The following is a 17,173-nucleotide window of genomic DNA, read 5'->3' on the forward strand; positions in this document are numbered from 1 at the left end:
GGACGTCGGTGGCGCTGGCCCGTTCCTGGGTGCTCGCCGGCGCCGGTGACGTCCGCGGCGCCGCCGACGCGGCGATGGCAGCCGCCGACGAGTCCGCCGAGCTCAGCCTGCACAGCAGCGAGGCCCTGGCCCTGCACGACGCGGCCCGCTACGGCGTCGACACCTCACTGCGCCTGGCGGCCCTCACATCCACGATGGACAGCCCGCTGCCCCTGGCCTACGCGGCACACGCGACCGCCCTCGCGCACGCCGCACCGACGGTCCTGGAGGCCGTGGCGGCCGATTTCCTGCGGATCGGCGCCACTCTCCACGCCGCGGAGGCGCTCGCGTCCGCCGCCCGCCTGCACCGCACCCAGGGAAACGTCCGCGCCGCCTCCCAGGCCTCCGCGCGCCAGGCGTTGCTGATGCGCGCCTTCGACGGCGTGCGCACCCCGGCGCTGCGTGCGGACGGCCTGACGCACCTGACCCGGCGCCAGGTCGAGGTCGCCAGGCTGGCGACGTCCGGTCTCACGAACCAGCAGATCGCCGAGGAGCTCCACACCTCGAAGCGGACCGTCGACAACCACCTGCACGCGATCTACGGCGTGCTCGGCGTGACCGGACGGGACGAGCTGCGCACGGTGCTGGGGCCGCTCGGCTGAGCGTTCGCAACGCCTGCGCGCCCCGGGAAACAGGACGCGGCCGACGCCCTGGGGGTGGCGCCGGCCGCGAGAACGGGAACTGTACGGGATCAGTCTCTGGACTTGTCACGCGCCTCGGCGTCGACGACGCGCTTCAGCTCGTCCATGTCCGGGGTGAGCAGGTCGTCCGCCGTGCGGGCCAGGACCTCCTCGGCGGAGGCCTCGGCCGCGTGGGCCTCCTCGGCCTCCTTGAGACGCTTGTCCGCCCGGCGGACCGCCCACACCGTCGCCACCAGGGCGATGGCCATCAGCGGGTAGCCCATGCCGAGCTTGGCCACGGCCAGCCAGCCGACCTGGTCCTCGTTGTAGAGCCAGCGCTGCACCACGAACCTGGCGAGGAAGACCATCGCCCAGACGAAGGTGGCGATGTCGTAGTCGCGCACCGTGGCCTTGTCGGAGCGCCAGGAGCGGTCGCGGCCGTTGAGGACCGTCCAGATCACCCCGGCGAGAGGCCAGCGCACGATGATCGACAGCAGGAACGCGCCGCCGTAGACGACGCTCTGCCAGATGCCGAAGAGGAAGAAACCCTTGGCCTCGCCTGTCTTGTAGGCGATGAACGCCGCGATGCCCACGCCGAACACGGCGGAGATCGCGGGCTGGATGTTGCCCTTGCGCACGGCCAGCACGACGCCGATGACGACGGCGGCGGCGAGCGCGCTGATGATCGCGGCCATCAGGTTCTTGGCGGCGAAGTTGACGATGACGAACACGACGACGGGCAGCGACGACAGGAGCATTCCGCTCACGCCGCCCATCTGCTCGAGGAGAGTGGGCTGCTTTTCTTCGGTCTCAGCTGAGGTCATGAAGCGTTCTGCAACTCGTAATAGGGGTTGTAGAGCACCTTGCGCCCGTCGCGCACGGCGATGCGGCCACGAGCCTTGATCGTCCGACCAGGCTCGATACCCGCGATGCGACGGCGGCCGAGCCAGACGAGGGTGACGCCCTCGGTGCCGTCGTAGAGCTCGGCTTCCAACGTGGCGGCCGCGTCCCGGGGACAGAGCTCCACGCTGCGGAGCCTGCCGAGGACGGTGACCTCCTCACCGGACTTGCAGTCGCAGGCTTTCACCGCGCCGACGGCCTCGGCTTTTCGCGAGAGGTCGTCCGCGTCGAGCTCGGTGACGTCGCTGGTCAAGCGCTTCACCAAGCGGCGCCAATAGCCGCTCATCCCCGACTCCTGCATTGCTCAAGTGGCCCCGTGGTGTGGACCGTCTGTGAGTGAGGGTACGCACGAGGACCGACAATCTCGGGCGTGCCTGTCGAGACTGTCGTCCTACTGCCCGGAACCGCCTCCGACGAGGTGTTTGTCCGTTCCGTGTTCGCCGAGCCGTTGTCGCAGGTCGGCGCTGTTTTCACCGCTCCACGTGTTCGCACACTCAGTGAACGGTTGACGGCCCTCGAAAATGCCTCCGCGGGCCACCCGATCGTGGTGGGCGGCATCTCACTCGGCGCGCACGTCGCCGCGTTGTGGGCGGTGCGCAATCCCGCGAAATGCGCAGGCCTGATCCTCGCTCTGCCCGCCTGGACGGGAAAGCCCGGCGACGCACCGGCCGCTCAAGCCGCCAGGATCAGCGCGCGGATCGTCACGGACGAAGGCCTCGACACGGCCCTTCAGGGCACGACGGGCTGGCTGCACGACGAGCTGAGCCGGGCCTGGCGTGCGTACGGCGACCAACTGGTGCCCCACTTGGAAGAAGCCGCCACGTCGGAGGCACCCACGCTGGAGGAGTTGAAAACCCTCGGCGTGCCAACGGGAATCGTCGGGTGCACCGACGACCCGGTGCACCCGATCGAGATCGCGCGGGAGTGGGCGGACGCCATTCCCGGCGCCGTGCTCACGACCATCGCGCTGACCGCCTACCCGCACGCGCTGGGGCGTGCGGTGCAGGCGTGGCAGCAGGCCCGGACCTAGCCCTGTTGCTGGATGTGCCGGGCGATCGCTTCCGGCAGCTCGACCGGCAGCGGGGTGCGCGGCGGCATCGGCTGCTCACCGCGCACGACGACGGTGCCGCGCAGCATCTCCCGCAACGCGGCGGTGTTCTGCTCGAAGTGCTCCTCCGGACCGGCCGCCACACCGCGCAGCATCCAGCGCGGCCCGTCGACGCCGACGAAGAGGATCTGCACGCCCTGGTTGCGCGCGGTGATCTCCTCGCCCCACTCGCCGTTCTCGCGGTTGATCCGGGCGCCGTCCTCCTTGAGGCCCTCGATCAGCTCGGCGCCGACCTCTTTCCACAGCCCGCCCGACTTCGGCGCGGCGAACGCGCTCACCGTCAGCTGGCCGACGGACGTGAGGACGTGCACCGCGCGCACGGAACCGGACTCCTGGTCCATCTCGACCTGCAGCTGGGCCTCGTCCGGCATCGGCAGCTGCACCGATCCCAGGTCGAGCCGCTGCACGTCGTCATGGGGCGCCATGGTCGAGTCCCACGGGCCCTCGACGTCCTCGTCGAACGCCTCGTCGTGCTCCGGACCGGTGTCGACCGACCCCGCGGAGTGACGACCGCGCTTGCGGCGCCTTCCGAACATGCCCCTACCCCTCTGTCTTCATACGGGCGAGCACCACGTGCCCACCGGTCGAGCCGTAGCCTCCCGCACCGCGTTCCGTCTCCGGCAACTCGGTCACCTCGCGGAACACCGCGTGCTCGACGCGTTGCACGACGAGCTGGGCGATCCGGTCACCGCGCGACAGCACGATCGGCTCACGCAGATCATGGTTCACGAGGCAGACGCGGATCTCACCGCGGTAGCCGGAGTCGATCGTGCCGGGCGTGTTGACCACGCTCAGCCCGACCCGCGCGGCCAGTCCGGAACGGGGGTGCACGAACCCTGCGTACCCGGTCGGGAGCGCGATCGCGACACCGGTGCCGACGACGGCGCGCTCTCCTGGTGGAATGACCACGTCCGACGTGGTGACCAGATCGGCGCCCGCGTCGCCGGGACGGGCGTAGGCGGGCACGGGAACCCCCGGATCGAGCCGGGTCAGCAACACCTCGACGCTGGACACGGCGGCCGAGATTACCCTGACGACGTGAGTGAGACTGCCGTGACCGCCAGTACGACCTTCCGCGAGCGCCTGTACGTGACGCCGTGGATCTGGCCTCTGCCGCTGCTGGCCGCCGGGCTGCTGGCCGCCGAGGTGCACATGGGCTTCCCCGGTGTCCGGTCCTGGCTGCCGTACCTGATCCTGCTCCCGCTGACCGCCGTGCTGATCTGGAAGATGGGGTCGGCGAAGGTCGAGGTGTCCGGCGGTGAGCTCAGGGCCGGCGACGCCCGCATCCCGCTGGACCTGCTCGGCGACGTGGAGATCATCGCGCCCGAGGACCGGCGCAAGGCCATGGGCCCGCACCTCGACCCGGCCGCGTACGTCGTGCACCGCGGCTGGGTGAAGCCGCTCGTGCGCGTGCGGGTGAACGACCCCGAGGACCCGACGCCGTACTGGATGATCAGCACGCGGCGCCCGGAGGCCCTCGTCGCCGCGATCAAGTCCTGAAGAACACAACTGGGCGCCACCCGTGCGGGTGAGCGCCCAGTGTTTCTCGGCGGATTGTTCTCTCAGGCGCAGTCGCGGCAGATGTACACGCCGTTGTTGTCCTCGGCGAGCCTGCTGCGGTGGTGCACCAGGAAGCACTTCGAGCACGTGAACTCGTCGGCCTGCTTGGGCAGGACCTTGAACGTGAGCTCCTCGCCGGACAGATCGGCACCGGGCAGCTCGAAGTTCTCCGCGCTCGCGTCCTCGTCGACGTCCACGACGCCGGACTGCGTCTCGTTCCGCCGGGCCTTCAACTCCTCGAGGGAGTCCTCAGCGAGTTCGTCCGCCTCGCTGCGACGCGGCGCGTCGTAGTCGGTCGCCATCTTTTCACCCCTGCGGTCTACGGAGACTGTTCGTGTCGCTGGTTAACGCTCCAGCGACCTCTTTTGTGCCCCACGTCAAGGTGACGTAGGTCTCTCACACCCGCGGGCCAAGCCAACCCCCGTGACGTGACCGTCGGCTTGATCCACATGTGTGCGGAGCGCGCAGAGGGTAGCTCATTGCCCGAGTGACTCGACATCGGGTTACCCCTTACCGACCGGACGGGTGACACAACCTTTGTACGCTGGACCGATACCCTGTGCGGGAGCGCTTGAACCTCGGCGTGCAACCTGACGCCGGGCCGGTACCGTCCTGACTGTGAGCTATCAGGCCGGTGCGGTGGGTCACGTACGCCGAGGCGCGCGTCAGCCGGGCAGGGCCTAGGCTGATCAGCAGGGGACGAACACGGGGAGGGCTTCGGACGTGGGACCCGCATCGGGAAGCTTGACGCCCTACAAGCGGCGTCGGCCCGTGCCCGCGCTCGTCCTGTTCGCGTTGCTGCTGGTCAGCTCCGTGTTCGTGTGGGTGAAGGTGCTCGGCAACGCGAGCGACGTGGACGCGGCCATCAAGTGCAACGCGCCAGGTCACGTGACCAGCTCCACCTCCGCCGCCCCGGACGGCACGCCGACGGCTCCTCCCCCGCCGCTGGGCACGGTGCTGGAGCACGACGCGCTCGACCGCACCAGCCCGCTGCCGGTCGGCGAGGTCAACTTCAAGGTCGTCAACGCCTCGACGCAGCGCAACCACGCGAAGACCATCGCGACCCAGCTCACCGAACTGGGCCTCAAGCAGGCGGCCGAGCCGGGCAACGACCCGATCTACCCGGCGGGCGACATGGGCTGCCGCGGCCAGATCCGCTTCGGCGCCCCCGGCTCCTCGGCCGCGCGCACGCTGTCACTGCTCGAGCCGTGCCTGGAACTGGTGCGCGACGACCGCCAGGACGCGACCGTCGACGTCGCTCTGGGCAAGAAGTTCGACGAGGTCAAGCCGAACAGCGACGCCCGCAAGGTGCTCGAGCAGCTCAAGGAGTGGGCGGACCAGCAACCCGATCAGCAGGGCGGCCAGGTCGCCGCGGCCACCCCGCCGACGCTGAACCCGGACAACCTGTCCGGCGCGCGCGACGTGACCTGCTGACGGTTCGCCCAGTTCTCGCTACCTTGCACCCATGGGGGCAGATCTTCTTTCGGACGAGCGCGTCCTGTGGCAGGGCTCGCCGGTCCGCCGCTCGGTGTTCCTGCGACAGGACCCGAAGTGGATGCGGTTCAGCCTGAAGTTCCAGGCGGTCGTGTTCGTGCTCCTGACGGCGGTCGCCGGTCTGCTCCGCCTCGGGTTCGGCGTGGTCGACGGCTGGTCGCTCACGTTCGCCGCGGGGATGTTCGTCGTGTCCACGGCGCTCTACTTCACCGAACCGTTCATCTGGCGCCTTCTCACGTTGCGCCGCACGACCTACTACGTCACCGACCAACGCGTCGTGTCCGTGCCCGGCAGGCGAACGCGGTCGATGCGGCTCGACGAGATCGACACCCTCGCGTTCACGGAGGACGAGGACGGCTCCGGGTACCTGCGGCTCGACCGGCGGTACCTGCCCGACGGGTTCGGGCACAGCAGGGTCGCGGAGCTGATCCACGTGCCTGACGTGCGTGAAGTCGTCACCCTGCTGTCCACGTTGACTGGACGAACGCCCGTCAACATTGACTGAATCAACGTCGATGTTGATTCAGTCAACCTCACGTGTTGATTCAGGTGTTGATTCAGACCTTGCCGAAGCCGGACTCGACCAGCGCGCTGTACATGGCGTCCGCGATGCCGGGAGCCGCCGCGAACGTCGCGTCCTCCCCCAGCTCGGGAGACGACCCCGGCAACCGCACGACAGCGCCGGCCTCGGCGGCGATCAACCCGCCGGCCGCCCAGTCCCACCGGCCCAGCGCGTGCTCGGCGTAGGCGTCGAGCCGCCCGGCGGCCACCGAGCACAGATCGAGCGACGCCGCACCGGCGCGACGCAGATCACGCACCCGAGTCGACATCGCGGCCCAGGCGTCGGCCTGACGCTGCCGCCGCTCCGGCCGGTACGCGAACCCGTATCCCAGCAAGGACAGCGACAGATCCGTCGTGGCGGACACGTGCAACGGCGAACCGTCCAAGAACGCGCCATAGCCGCGAGCAGCCGTCCAGAGGCGGCCGGTCGCGGGCTCCACCACCGCTCCAGCGACGGACTCACCGTCGAGCTGCGCCGCGATCGACACCGAGTACCAGGGGATTCCGTAGAGGTAGTTGACGGTGCCGTCGATGGGGTCGACGACCCAGGTCAGCCCCTCCACCACCGTTCCGCCCTCCTCCTCACCGAGCACCGGCTCGCCGGGGCGCAACTCGGACAGACGCGTCCGGACGAGTTGTTCTGAGGCACGGTCAGCCTCCGTCACGACGTCGGTCGAGGTGCTCTTGGTGTCGAACGAGACGACGGCGGAAGCACGCATGCGCTGAACAAGAGCGCCTGCTTCCCGTCCGATGGCCGTCGCGATGTCGACGAGTGGCCGGGGATCGAACACGACCGGTTCCCTCCTACGTCACTAGCACGGGACTATCGGACTACCTCAGGCTAATGTCTGCGCACCACGGTTACTGAATCGAAGCCAGCAGGATCGAGTAGGAAGGACCACGGGGATGGGCATCACCCGCGGGTTCGGTGTGGACATCGGCGGCTCCGGCGTCAAGGGCGGCCTGGTCGACCTCGAAGCAGGAGCACTGGACGGCGAACGCATGCGGATCCCCACGCCCCAGCCCTCGACGCCCGAGGCGGTGGCCGAGGTCGTCGCCGAGATCGTCGAGAAGTTCCAGTGGGACGGACCGGTCGGCATCACGCTCCCCTGCGTGGTCAAGCACGGTGTGGCGCTGAGCGCGGCGAACGTCGACAAGGGCTGGATCAACTGCGACGCGCAGACGCTCTTCGCGGAGCGCCTCAAGCGCAAGCCGGAGGACATCGTCGTGATGAACGACGCGGACGCGGCCGGCATCGCGGAGATGTCGTTCGGCGCGGGCGTCGGCAAGGACGGGACCGTGGTGCTGCTGACGTTCGGCACGGGCATCGGCAGCGCGGTGTTCCTGGACGGCAAGCTCGTCCCGAACACCGAGTTCGGGCACCTGCAGGTCGACGGGCACGACGCCGAGTCGCGCGCGGCCGCCTCCGTGAAGGAGGACAAGGGCCTGTCCTGGGAGGAGTGGACGCCCAGGGTCACGCGGTACATCAACGTGCTGGAGGACCTCATCTGGCCCGACCTGGTGATCGCGGGCGGCGGTGTGAGCAAGAAGGCGCACAAGTGGCTGCCGTTGCTCAAAGTGCGCACCGAAGTAGTTGCTGCTGCACTTAAGAACGACGCTGGCATTGTCGGCGCCGCATGGGCCGCCGCACACGGTGTGCGCCCGTAGGACCAGTCGACACCGAAACGTGTCCGACTAGATCTAGCTGGGATAACGCAGGTAGGAGCGCCCCGAACGACCTCGGGGCGCAACACCGCGTCACCGACGTCGTTACAATGGAACGCACACCCGCCAAGCAAGATCGGCGGGGAGATCCCCTGAACTCTGGCGACCGAGGTTTCGCGCCCTCCGGTCCGCTTGAACGATCGTCGCGAAAGGGCGTACGTGGCAGCCGCAGAAACCGCAACCCGACGCTCCAGCTCCGCCGCGAGCGCCGCCAAGACGACCAAGGCGACCGCGGCCGGCGAGGCCGAGGAGAAGCCGAAGCGCAAGACGACCGCTGCGGCAGCGAAGAAGCCCGCAGCCGCCGCCAAGGCGCCGCGCAAGACGGCCGGCAAGGCCGATCCTGCCGCGAAGGGCACCGCCAAGAAGGACGGCGAAGAGCCCGAGGACATGGAAGGCGCTCCGGGCGCCGAGGACCTGGCCGAGGACGTCGAGATCGTCGACGAGCCGATCGTCGACGAGCCCGAGGAGGCGGAGGACCCCGAGAACAAGGGCGACTTCGTCTGGGACGAGGAGGAGTCCGAGGCCCTGCGCCAGGCGCGCAAGGACGCGGAGCTCACCGCCTCGGCCGACTCCGTTCGCGCCTACCTCAAGCAGATCGGCAAGGTCGCCCTCCTCAACGCCGAGGAGGAGGTCGAGCTCGCCAAGCGCATCGAGGCGGGTCTCTACGCCGCCGAGCGCGTGCGCCGCTCCGAGGAGGAGGCGGAGAAGCTCACTCCGCAGATGCGCCGCGACCTCCGCTGGATCGTCCGCGACGGCGAGCGCGCCAAGAACCACCTGCTCGAGGCGAACCTGCGTCTCGTCGTCTCGCTGGCCAAGCGCTACACCGGCCGCGGCATGGCGTTCCTGGACCTGATCCAGGAGGGCAACCTGGGTCTGATCCGCGCGGTCGAGAAGTTCGACTACACCAAGGGCTACAAGTTCTCCACGTACGCCACCTGGTGGATCCGGCAGGCGATCACCCGCGCGATGGCCGACCAGGCCCGCACCATCCGCATCCCGGTGCACATGGTCGAGGTCATCAACAAGCTCGGTCGCATCCAGCGCGAACTGCTCCAGGACCTGGGCCGCGAGCCCACCCCGGAAGAGCTCGCCAAGGAAATGGACATCACGCCCGAGAAGGTGCTGGAGATCCAGCAGTACGCGCGTGAGCCCATCTCGCTGGACCAGACGATCGGCGACGAGGGCGACAGCCAGCTCGGCGACTTCATCGAGGACTCCGAGGCCGTCGTCGCGGTCGACGCCGTCTCGTTCACGCTGCTGCAGGACCAGTTGCAGTCCGTGCTCGCGACGCTGTCCGAGCGCGAGGCGGGCGTCGTCCGCCTGCGCTTCGGCCTCACCGACGGCCAGCCGCGCACGCTGGACGAGATCGGCCAGGTCTACGGCGTCACGCGTGAGCGCATCCGCCAGATCGAGTCCAAGACGATGTCGAAGCTGCGTCACCCGTCGCGTTCGCAGGTTCTGCGCGACTACCTCGACTAGGTCCTACCGAGGCATACGCAGAGATCCCCGCACCGGTTCGGTGCGGGGATCTTCTTTTTCCGGTCCGCGTTCCGGCAGGCCCAGATCTACTCATGCTCATGCCGTGACCAGCAGTGATCGAACGCATGCGAAAGATGAGTACCCATGTACTCATGTGCCGCCTGTGCATCCGCGACAGCATCAGTGTGTGGCTGTGCCGGAGGGGTGCACAGGGACAGTTCCGGAGATCGGAACGAGGGGGCTGAAAACATGGGCAGGTCAGTACTCGAAGGGGCTTTCTCGCTGCTGGACAAGCTGATGGACGAGGGTGAGCTGGGGCTCACACAACTCGCCGACCGCTGCGAGATGCCGAAGACGACCGTGCACCGCCTGCTGGACCAGATGGAGGTGCTCGGCGCGGTCGAGAACGTGCGCGGCCGCTACCGAATCGGCGCGCAGATGTTCCGGCTCGGGCAGGCGTGGGAACCTGCTCCCGGCATCCTGCGGGTCGCCCGGCAACCGCTGCGGGCGTTGTCCGCGACGATCAGGACGTCGACGATCCTCGCGGTGCCCCGGCGCGACCGGGTGCTCGTCGCCGCGGCGAGCATCGTGCGCGCGGAGGACGTGGCGCGGCTGCGTCCCGGTGCCACGGTTCCGGCGGGCATGGAGTTCGTCAGCGCTCCGGTGCGCACGCCGTCCAGCAGCGTGATCGGCACCGTCTCCGCGGTGCTCGACAGCGGCCGCAGTGCCACGGCTCTGAGGGAAGCCGTGGGGCACGCCGCACGTGCGATCAGCGCTGCCCTCGCGAGCTGATCGACTGGTCCGAACGGTGGTACGACCGGGAGTTTGATCACGGTGCCGCGTCCGAATCGTGGGACGTTCGTGACCTGTTCGCTGCGGGCGGACAAGCGCAACCGATATCACACTCCCGGTCGCACGCAACCGACCGAATGGCCCGAATGTGCTGCTCCACCAGCGGGTTTTCCGTTGCGCAGAGTGCCTGTCAAGACGGTGAACCGGTGGCAAACACATGTGTAGGCCTGCTGCAGTCGGGTAAATCGAGGAGTGACGCGAGTCGCCACGCACACGGGAACACTGACTAACGCCAGAACGTCTGTCAGAGTGGAGCCAGCGAGCACCGCGCACCTGCCAGGGGCGCTGTGGTCGCAGCTTGGTAAGAGGGCACCGGAACACTCCAGTTCCGTTGCCGGGACGGAGGGAGATTCATCATGACTGCAGCACTCACCCGCCCCGAGTTGACCGCTGCCGACCGCTGCGACCGCTGCGGGGCTGCTGCCCAGGTTCGCGCTTTGCTCCCGTCCGGGGGCGAGCTGCTGTTCTGCGGGCACCACGCCCGGGCGCACAGTGAGAAATTGCGCGAACTCGCTGCTGAGATTCAGCAGGGCTGACTTCCACCCCACCTAGCCGCTCGGGGCGGAGATCCGAAAGGATCTCCGCCCCCTTCGCTTTCAGAGCGTCTTTCAGGGCGTTCTAGAGCGCGTCCAGCACCGGTTCGAACGCGAGCTCGGCCGCGCCGATCAGCTTCGCGTCCCGGCCCAGCGGCGACGTCACGACCTGCGTCCCGCCCACGGCACGCGACACCAGACTCCGCTGCTGCACGACGGTGCCGACGGAGTCCACGAGCGACGTCGGCAGCGCGGTGTAGAGATCGCCGAGCACCACCAGCTCCGGGCCGAGGATGTTGACGATGTTCGCGAGCCCCAGCGCCAGCCAGTCCGCGAACTCGTCGAGCAACGACGGGTCGTCCAATGCCCGCAGCGCCGCGACGACGGCACCGCGCGGAGCGTCGTCCGGCAGCCCCAGAGCCCGGCACAGCGCCGGTTCGCCGACCTCGGTCTCCCAGCAGCCCTCACAGCCGCAGTAGCAACGACGGCCACCAGGACGCACGACCATGTGCCCCAGCTCGCCGACGTAACCACCAGCGCCGCGCAACGGCTGCCCCGACAGGATCACGCCGCCGCCGACACCGACGTCCGCGGAGATGTAGACCATGTCCGAGGACGACTGCGCCGCACCGCGCACGTGTTCCGCCAGCGCGCCGAGCTCCGCGTCGTTGCCCACCTGGACGGGCAGCTTCAGCACCGCCTCCAGACGCTTGCCGAGCGCGACGCCCGACCAGTGCAGGTTCGGCGCCTCGTGCACCTGGCCGTCCGAGCGCCGTACGACGCCCGGCACCGACACACCGACGCCGACCGCGGTGACGTCGAGGTCGTCGGCCATCAGGCGCGCCGACTCGACGATGTGCGTGATGACCTCTCCCGGATCACGCGTCCGGTTGTGCAGGTTCCAGCTGTCCCGCCCGAGGATCTCCCCGCCGAGGCCGACGAACCCCATCGCCACCTGCTCCACCCGCACGTCGATCGCGATGACGACCGCGGCGTGCGGCTGGGGCAGGACGAGCAGCGAGGGGCGGCCGGCGCCGCTGCGCTGAGCGGGCACGCGCTCGGCCACCACACCGGCCTCGCCGAGGCCGTCCACCAGGGCCTTGATCGTGCTGCGGTTGAGCCCGAGCTCAGCCGCGAGCGACGCCCTGGTGGACGGTCCGTCGACGTGCAGGCGACGCAGTAGCGCCGTCCTGTTGTGCCTGCGGATCTCGTCGGGACGGGTGCCGGACGTAGGTCCTGTCACCGCGTCATCGAGCCGCGTTGGCCGCCCGGCGGCGGGACAACGCGTCGACGCTCGCGGCGAGCAGCAGGACCAGGCCGGTCACGATGAACACGACCGAGGCAGGCTGGTGCAGCAGGCCCATGCCGTTCCGGATGATCGCGAGCACCGCACCACCGATCACGGCGTCACGCAGCCGGCCCTTGCCGCCGAACAGCGAGGTGCCACCGATGACGGCCGCACCGACCGACATCAGCAGCACGTCGCCGCCACCGGCGTTCGGGTCGACCGAGCCGACCTTCGACGAGTAGACGATCGCGCCGATCGCGGCCAGGGAGGACGCGATCACGAACACGCTCATGCGGACGCGTTCGACGTTGATACCGGCGCGGCGAGCGGCTTCCTTGTTGCCACCGACGGCGTAGATGTGGCGGCCGTAGCTGGTGCGGTCGAGCACGAACGTGCCGACCACGAGCAGCACGAGCACCAGCGGCACCACGTACGGCACGCCCTCGATCACCACGAGGTCGCTCGGCGAGCGGTTCACCGAGAGCGCGTAGGTGATGACCGCGGCCAGGATCGCGAGGGCGATGATCTTGCCGAGCACCAGCGACGTCGGCTGGGCGACGAGTCCCTTGCGCAGCCGGGAGAAGTGCCGGGTGAGCACGACCGCCGCGTAGCCGCCGACAGCGATGATGAACAGCGCCCAGGAGCCCGTGAAGTTCAGGTTGCCGTTGGCGACGTTGAAGATCGTGTCGTCGCGCAGGCCCAGCGTGCCGCCCTGACCGATGAACTGCAGCACCACACCGGTCCACACGAGGAACAGCGCCAGGGTCACCACGAACGACGGGATGCCGATCCGCGCGACCAGGAAGCCCGTGATGCAGCCGATTGCCGCGCCGACGCAGACCGCGAGCAGCATCTCCAGCCACGCGTTCGCCGGGATGCCGACAGCGGCGATGATCAGTGCGACGGCCGAGAGCGCCGTGCCCGCCCAGATCTTCATCAGTGCCGAGAGCACGATCGCGAGCACCAGCAGGCCGCAGAACACGTAGAACACCGTGTCGCCCATGCCGCCGAGCAGGTTGCCGTTGTGGATCAGGTGCAGTGCCATCACCGACGCCGTCACACCGGACGCGGTACCGGCGGACAGGTCGATCTCGCCGAGCAGCAGCACGAACACCAGGCCCATCGCGATGATGGTGATGCTGGCGCCCTGCTGGAGCAGGTTGGCGAGGTTGCCGAGGGTGAAGAACGTGTCGGACAGCGTGCTGAACACGATGAGCAGCACGATCAGGCCGAGCAACGCGGGCAGCGAACCGAGCTCGCCGCCGCGGACCCTGGCCCAGTAGTCGCGCACGGCCTCGCCCGTGGACTGGGAGGTCGTGTCGATGCCGAAGTCGGAGATGGCGCCCTGCTGGGGCGTCTCCTGCTCCTGCGTTTCGGTGGTGTCGGTCATGCTCGCCTCTTCGGAACTCATCAGATCGTCGCCGCCTCGGGGCGGGCGATGCCCAGGTCACCGGAACGACCGGCGGTGATCAGCTCGACCACCTGTCCGTGCGTGACGTCCTTGGAGCCCACGACCGCGGCCATGCGCCCGAGGTAGAGGCACGCGATCTTGTCCGCGACCTCGAAGACGTCGTTCATGTTGTGGCTGATCAGGACGACCCCCAGGCCCTGCTCCGCGAGCCTGCGGACCAGGTCGAGCACCTGCCGGGTCTGTGCGACGCCGAGTGCCGCGGTGGGCTCGTCGAGCAGCACGACCTTGCTGTTCCACAGCACGGCCTTGGCGATGGCGACGGTCTGGCGCTGACCACCGGACAGCGACGAGACCTGCGTGCGCACCGACTTGACCGTGCGCACCGACAGCGAGGCGAGCGTCTTGCGCGCCGCCTGCTCCATGTCGGTCTCGTCGAGCAGGCCGCCCTTGGTGCGCTCACGGCCGAGGAACATGTTCTGGACGATGTCGAGGTTGTCGGCCAGCGCGAGGTCCTGGTAGACGACCTCGATCCCGAGCTCCGCGGCGTCGCGCGGGCCCTTGATGTGCGTGGGCTGGCCCTCGAACAGGACCTCGCCCGAGTCGGTCGGGTGGATGCCCGCGATGCACTTGACCAGCGTCGACTTGCCCGCGCCGTTGTCTCCGACGAGCGCGGTGACCTCGCCGGGGTTCACGGTGAGGTCGATGTCGTGCAGGACGTGCACGGGGCCGAAGCTCTTGTTGATGCCGCGCAGCTCGAGAATCGGCTCGCTCACTGGGGTTTCCTCCGTGGTTACTACGCGCCGAAGCGGGGTGCGCAGGTGCCGCACCCCGCCTTGACACGAAGCGGTTACTACTTGATGCCGAGCTCGGTGCAGGCGGCCTGCGTGTCGGCCACGCAGATCTCCGACGCCTTGACGAAGCCGGCGTCCACAACGGACTTGACCTTGTCCTTGGTGATCAGCTGAGCCGTCAGCAGGACGGACGGGACATCGCGGTTGCCCTTGCTGTCCTTGGTCTTGCCGGTCGCGAGCGCGTCGGCGGCGGCCTTGTCGTTCTTGGCGAGGGCGGCGGCCAGCTTGGCGGTGGCCTCGGCCTCGTCCTTGATCGGCTTGAAGACCGTCATGTACTGGTCGCCGCGGAGCACGGCCTGCAGGCCGTCCGGGGTGGCGTCCTGACCGGTGACGGGGATCTTGCCGTTCAGGCCGACCTTCTTCAGCACCGTGATGACAGCGCCGGCGAGGCCGTCGTTCGCGGCGACGACACCGTCGATCTTGTTGCCGTTGCCGGTCAGCATCTGCTCGAAGACCTGGCCGCCCTTCTGGTTGTCCCAGCCGTCGATGGCCTGCGACTGGACCTTCTTGAGGTCACCAGAGGCGTACTTGGGGTCGAGGATCTTGTGCTGTCCCTCGGCGAAGAGCGTGGCGTTGTTGTCCGTCGGCGAGCCCTCGACCTCGATGATCTCGGCGGGCTTCTTGCCGGGGACGAGCTTCGCGACACCCTCGACCAGACCCTGGCCCTGCAGCTCGCCGACCTTCACGTTGTCGAACGACACGTAGTAGGACGAGGTGCCACCGGTGTTGAGGCGGTCGTAGTCGATGACCTGGATGCCCTGCGCCTGCGCCTTCTTGGCGACGGACGCGCCGACCTCGCTGTTGGGGGTCGCGATGATCAGGACCTTGACGCCGGCGTTGATCATGCCGTCGGCCAGGGTGCTGAACTTCTGGACGTCGCCCTGCGCGTTCTGGATGTCGGGGTCGAGCCCCTCCTTCTTCAACGCGGCCTCGAGCAGAGGCTTGTCGAAGCCCTCCCAGCGAGCGGAGGTGGCGGTCTCAGGAAGGATCACGCCGACCTTGGTGCCCCCGCTGCTGCCAGAGTTCGTCTTGTTGTCTCCTCCACCGGAGGACGTGTTGGCGCCACACGCCGATACAGCCAGGGCGAGGCCCGTGGCAACGGCGATGGAAGCGAGGCTCTTGCTGCGCATCCGCCATCCCTTTCACTGCGCTGTGTCACAGAGAATGTTGTGGCGCACAACGTATGCCCGACATATGCGTGACCGGAACCACACTGAATCGATTAAGTCGTAACGATGCGGCAACCTCGGCGTCATTTGGTCACCGAGAGTTGTGAGAGCGTAACCACGGCGCTACAACACTTGCGACCATTCGGCGCACCGCGTCCTCGCGTGGCGGAGCGTCGCGGTCGGCGAAGAGCAGATGCCCGGTGCCGATGAGCATCGGCGCGACTCCGTCCGCGTCCAGATCGCCGAGGCGGCCCAGTTCTTTCTCGCGCTCCAGGTAGACCTTGATCATGATCGCGGCCTCGGTCAGCACGGGGACGCCGGCGGGCCAGGTCTCCCGCAGCCGCCTGCGCAGGTCGTCGCGGAAGGTCACGAGGGCGACCATCGCGACGGCCGCGGACCGGAAGACCGCGGTGATCGCCTCGGCGAGGTTGTCGACGACATCGCCGGTACCCGCGGCGTTGAGGAGCGCCTTCGCCCGCGCGTCCATCTGGTCGACGCGGTCCATCACGAACTCCGCCAGGAACGCGTCGAAGTCGTCGAAGTGCTTGTGCAGCACACCCTTGGCCACACCGGCCGCCGTCGTCACCGCGCGGCTCGTCAGCGCACTCGGCCCGTCCTCGACCAGCAGGCGTTCCGCCGCGTTGAACAGCTGTTCTCGCACGTCACGCAGGTGCACACCGGTGGGCACGCTCGATTTCTCCTAGCTGAGTGGGCACTTGCCCACTATGGTGGGCGTATGCCCACTTTAGCCGAGGAACCAGACGAAACCGCCCACAAGGAGCTTCGCGCGAAGCTCGCCGCCTCTTTCGGCGCAGAGGCCGCCCGTTACGACCGCACCCGCCCGCCCTACCCGGAGTCGTTGATCGAGCGGATCGTCGCCGCGAGTCCCGGACCACGCGTCGCCGAGGTCGGCAGCGGCACCGGCACGCTGTCGCGCCAGCTGCGGGACGCCGGGCTCGAGGTGCTCGGTGTCGAGCACGACGAGCAGATGGCCGCCTTCGCCCGTGCTTCCGGCGTGCCGGTCGAGCTCTCGAAGTTCGAGGCCTGGGACCCCGCGGGCCGGTTGTTCGACGCGGTCGTCGCCGGGCAGTCGTGGCACTGGGTCGACCCTGATGCCGGAGTGCGCCAAGCGGCACGAGTGCTACGGCCGGGCGGCGTGTTCGTGGCGTTGTGGCATGTCTTCTCGACACCGGACTCGATCTCCGAGGCCCTCGCCCACACCTACCACCAGATCGCCCCCGACACGCCGCTGCGCGTCGGTTACAACCGCGAGGAGTCGCTCGCCTTCTACCGAGCGGGCTGCGAACGCACCGCGACCGTGTTCACCGACTCCGGCGAGTTCTCCGGCCCGCAGCAGTGGAGCGCCCGCTGGGACCACACCTACACCTCGGCCGAGTACGCCGACCTCATCCAGACGATGGGACCGATGGCCTTGCTCACCAGCGACCAGATCGCCGAGCTCGTCGCGGGCGTCACCGCGGCGGTCGACGCCGAGGGCGGCAGCTTCACCTCGAACTACGAAACCCTCGCCGTCGCGATAACCCGTAACTGATATATCGCATATCAGCGACGGAGCCGGATGC

Annotated in this window: 21 protein-coding genes; 10 read left to right on the forward strand and 11 right to left on the reverse strand. The window is 68.6% G+C overall.

The genetic code is table 11. The features are described 5' to 3' along the window. Positions 1 to 641: helix-turn-helix transcriptional regulator (locus tag UK23_RS37700; protein WP_045316562.1), on the forward strand; the 641-nt coding region annotated here is incomplete at its 5' end. Between the two features lie 89 nt (positions 642 to 730). On the opposite strand, the gene UK23_RS37705 is transcribed toward UK23_RS37700, so the two are convergent. Further along, positions 731 to 1,483, reverse strand: a complete 753-nt coding sequence (locus UK23_RS37705) for a DUF3159 domain-containing protein (RefSeq protein ID WP_082115299.1) — start codon at positions 1,481 to 1,483, stop codon at positions 731 to 733. Next, a complete protein-coding gene (locus UK23_RS37710) occupies positions 1,480 to 1,845 on the reverse strand; it encodes an OB-fold nucleic acid binding domain-containing protein (protein WP_231114856.1) in 366 nt (121 codons plus the stop codon). Before UK23_RS37710 ends, UK23_RS37705 begins: the two co-directional genes overlap by 4 nt. An 84-nt stretch (positions 1,846 to 1,929) precedes the next feature. Between UK23_RS37710 and UK23_RS37715 the strand changes: the two genes are divergently transcribed. Then, positions 1,930 to 2,589 (forward strand): alpha/beta fold hydrolase, encoded by a 660-nt coding sequence (locus UK23_RS37715; RefSeq protein ID WP_052685408.1) that lies wholly within the window; start codon positions 1,930 to 1,932, stop codon positions 2,587 to 2,589. Here the strand turns inward: UK23_RS37715 and UK23_RS37720 are convergent. Together UK23_RS37720 and dut are read right to left on the reverse strand one after the other, a co-directional pair. Beyond that, complete coding sequence (locus UK23_RS37720) at positions 2,586 to 3,203, reverse strand: DUF3710 domain-containing protein (protein ID WP_045316565.1); 618 nt, start codon at positions 3,201 to 3,203, stop codon at positions 2,586 to 2,588. The two genes, UK23_RS37715 and UK23_RS37720, sit on opposite strands and share 4 nt — an antisense overlap. A 4-nt stretch (positions 3,204 to 3,207) precedes the next feature. Continuing rightward, positions 3,208 to 3,681, reverse strand: a complete 474-nt coding sequence (dut, locus tag UK23_RS37725; RefSeq protein WP_045316566.1) for a dUTP diphosphatase — start codon at positions 3,679 to 3,681, stop codon at positions 3,208 to 3,210. A gap of 24 nt (positions 3,682 to 3,705) precedes the next feature. Here dut and UK23_RS37730 point away from each other — a divergent pair, with 24 nt between their 5' ends. Then, positions 3,706 to 4,167 (forward strand): DUF3093 domain-containing protein, encoded by a 462-nt coding sequence (locus UK23_RS37730; RefSeq protein WP_045316567.1) that lies wholly within the window; start codon positions 3,706 to 3,708, stop codon positions 4,165 to 4,167. A gap of 62 nt (positions 4,168 to 4,229) precedes the next feature. Here UK23_RS37730 and UK23_RS37735 read toward each other — a convergent pair whose 3' ends face one another. Further along, positions 4,230 to 4,529, reverse strand: coding sequence for a DUF4193 domain-containing protein (locus UK23_RS37735; protein ID WP_030464829.1), 300 nt, complete (start codon positions 4,527 to 4,529; stop codon positions 4,230 to 4,232). A 421-nt stretch (positions 4,530 to 4,950) separates the two neighbouring features. Here UK23_RS37735 and cei point away from each other — a divergent pair, with 421 nt between their 5' ends. Both cei and UK23_RS37745 read left to right on the forward strand, forming a co-directional pair. Further along, positions 4,951 to 5,661, forward strand: coding sequence for an envelope integrity protein Cei (cei, locus tag UK23_RS37740; RefSeq protein ID WP_052685409.1), 711 nt, complete (start codon positions 4,951 to 4,953; stop codon positions 5,659 to 5,661). A gap of 31 nt (positions 5,662 to 5,692) precedes the next feature. Continuing rightward, positions 5,693 to 6,226, forward strand: a complete 534-nt coding sequence (locus UK23_RS37745) for a hypothetical protein (protein ID WP_045316569.1) — start codon at positions 5,693 to 5,695, stop codon at positions 6,224 to 6,226. A gap of 52 nt (positions 6,227 to 6,278) precedes the next feature. Here the strand turns inward: UK23_RS37745 and UK23_RS37750 are convergent, their stop codons facing one another. Continuing rightward, positions 6,279 to 7,073, reverse strand: a complete 795-nt coding sequence (locus UK23_RS37750; protein ID WP_045316570.1) for an inositol monophosphatase family protein — start codon at positions 7,071 to 7,073, stop codon at positions 6,279 to 6,281. A 115-nt stretch (positions 7,074 to 7,188) separates the two neighbouring features. Here UK23_RS37750 and ppgK point away from each other — a divergent pair, with 115 nt between their 5' ends. The 4 genes from ppgK (at position 7,189) to UK23_RS37770 (ending at position 10,874) form a co-directional block, all read left to right on the forward strand. Beyond that, the gene (gene ppgK, locus UK23_RS37755; protein WP_045316571.1) at positions 7,189 to 7,950 is read left to right on the forward strand and encodes a polyphosphate--glucose phosphotransferase; all 762 of its coding nucleotides are present in this window, start codon (positions 7,189 to 7,191) and stop codon (positions 7,948 to 7,950) included. Positions 7,951 to 8,166: 216 nt separating this feature from the next. After that, complete coding sequence (locus UK23_RS37760; RefSeq protein ID WP_045316572.1) at positions 8,167 to 9,486, forward strand: RNA polymerase sigma factor; 1,320 nt, start codon at positions 8,167 to 8,169, stop codon at positions 9,484 to 9,486. A 249-nt stretch (positions 9,487 to 9,735) separates the two neighbouring features. Next, positions 9,736 to 10,278 (forward strand): helix-turn-helix domain-containing protein, encoded by a 543-nt coding sequence (locus UK23_RS50795; RefSeq protein ID WP_052685410.1) that lies wholly within the window; start codon positions 9,736 to 9,738, stop codon positions 10,276 to 10,278. Positions 10,279 to 10,694: 416 nt separating this feature from the next. Next, positions 10,695 to 10,874: a DUF7455 domain-containing protein gene (locus tag UK23_RS37770; RefSeq protein WP_231642793.1), complete on the forward strand. Its 180-nt coding sequence runs from the start codon at positions 10,695 to 10,697 to the stop codon at positions 10,872 to 10,874. 82 nt (positions 10,875 to 10,956) lie between these two features. On the opposite strand, the gene UK23_RS37775 is transcribed toward UK23_RS37770, so the two are convergent. The 5 genes from UK23_RS37775 to UK23_RS37795 form a co-directional block, all read right to left on the reverse strand. Further along, positions 10,957 to 12,114, reverse strand: coding sequence for an ROK family transcriptional regulator (locus tag UK23_RS37775; RefSeq protein ID WP_156213684.1), 1,158 nt, complete (start codon positions 12,112 to 12,114; stop codon positions 10,957 to 10,959). Positions 12,115 to 12,118: 4 nt separating this feature from the next. Continuing rightward, complete coding sequence (locus UK23_RS37780) at positions 12,119 to 13,549, reverse strand: sugar ABC transporter permease (RefSeq protein ID WP_045316580.1); 1,431 nt, start codon at positions 13,547 to 13,549, stop codon at positions 12,119 to 12,121. Positions 13,550 to 13,569: 20 nt separating this feature from the next. Then, positions 13,570 to 14,343, reverse strand: a complete 774-nt coding sequence (locus UK23_RS37785) for an ATP-binding cassette domain-containing protein (protein ID WP_030464839.1) — start codon at positions 14,341 to 14,343, stop codon at positions 13,570 to 13,572. Positions 14,344 to 14,420: 77 nt separating this feature from the next. Next, on the reverse strand, positions 14,421 to 15,551 hold the full coding sequence (locus UK23_RS37790) for a sugar ABC transporter substrate-binding protein (protein ID WP_045316574.1): 1,131 nt from the start codon (positions 15,549 to 15,551) through the stop codon (positions 14,421 to 14,423). 130 nt (positions 15,552 to 15,681) lie between these two features. Continuing rightward, positions 15,682 to 16,278 (reverse strand): TetR/AcrR family transcriptional regulator, encoded by a 597-nt coding sequence (locus UK23_RS37795; RefSeq protein WP_045316575.1) that lies wholly within the window; start codon positions 16,276 to 16,278, stop codon positions 15,682 to 15,684. A 48-nt stretch (positions 16,279 to 16,326) separates the two neighbouring features. On the opposite strand from UK23_RS37795, the gene UK23_RS37800 reads away from it, so the two are divergent. Next, positions 16,327 to 17,142, forward strand: coding sequence for a class I SAM-dependent methyltransferase (locus tag UK23_RS37800; RefSeq protein WP_045316576.1), 816 nt, complete (start codon positions 16,327 to 16,329; stop codon positions 17,140 to 17,142). The last annotated feature ends 31 nt before the right edge of the window (positions 17,143 to 17,173 follow it).

The sequence above is a fragment of the Lentzea aerocolonigenes genome (assembly GCF_000955955.1).
GTDB classification, from domain to species: Bacteria; Actinomycetota; Actinomycetes; order Mycobacteriales; family Pseudonocardiaceae; genus Lentzea; species Lentzea aerocolonigenes_A.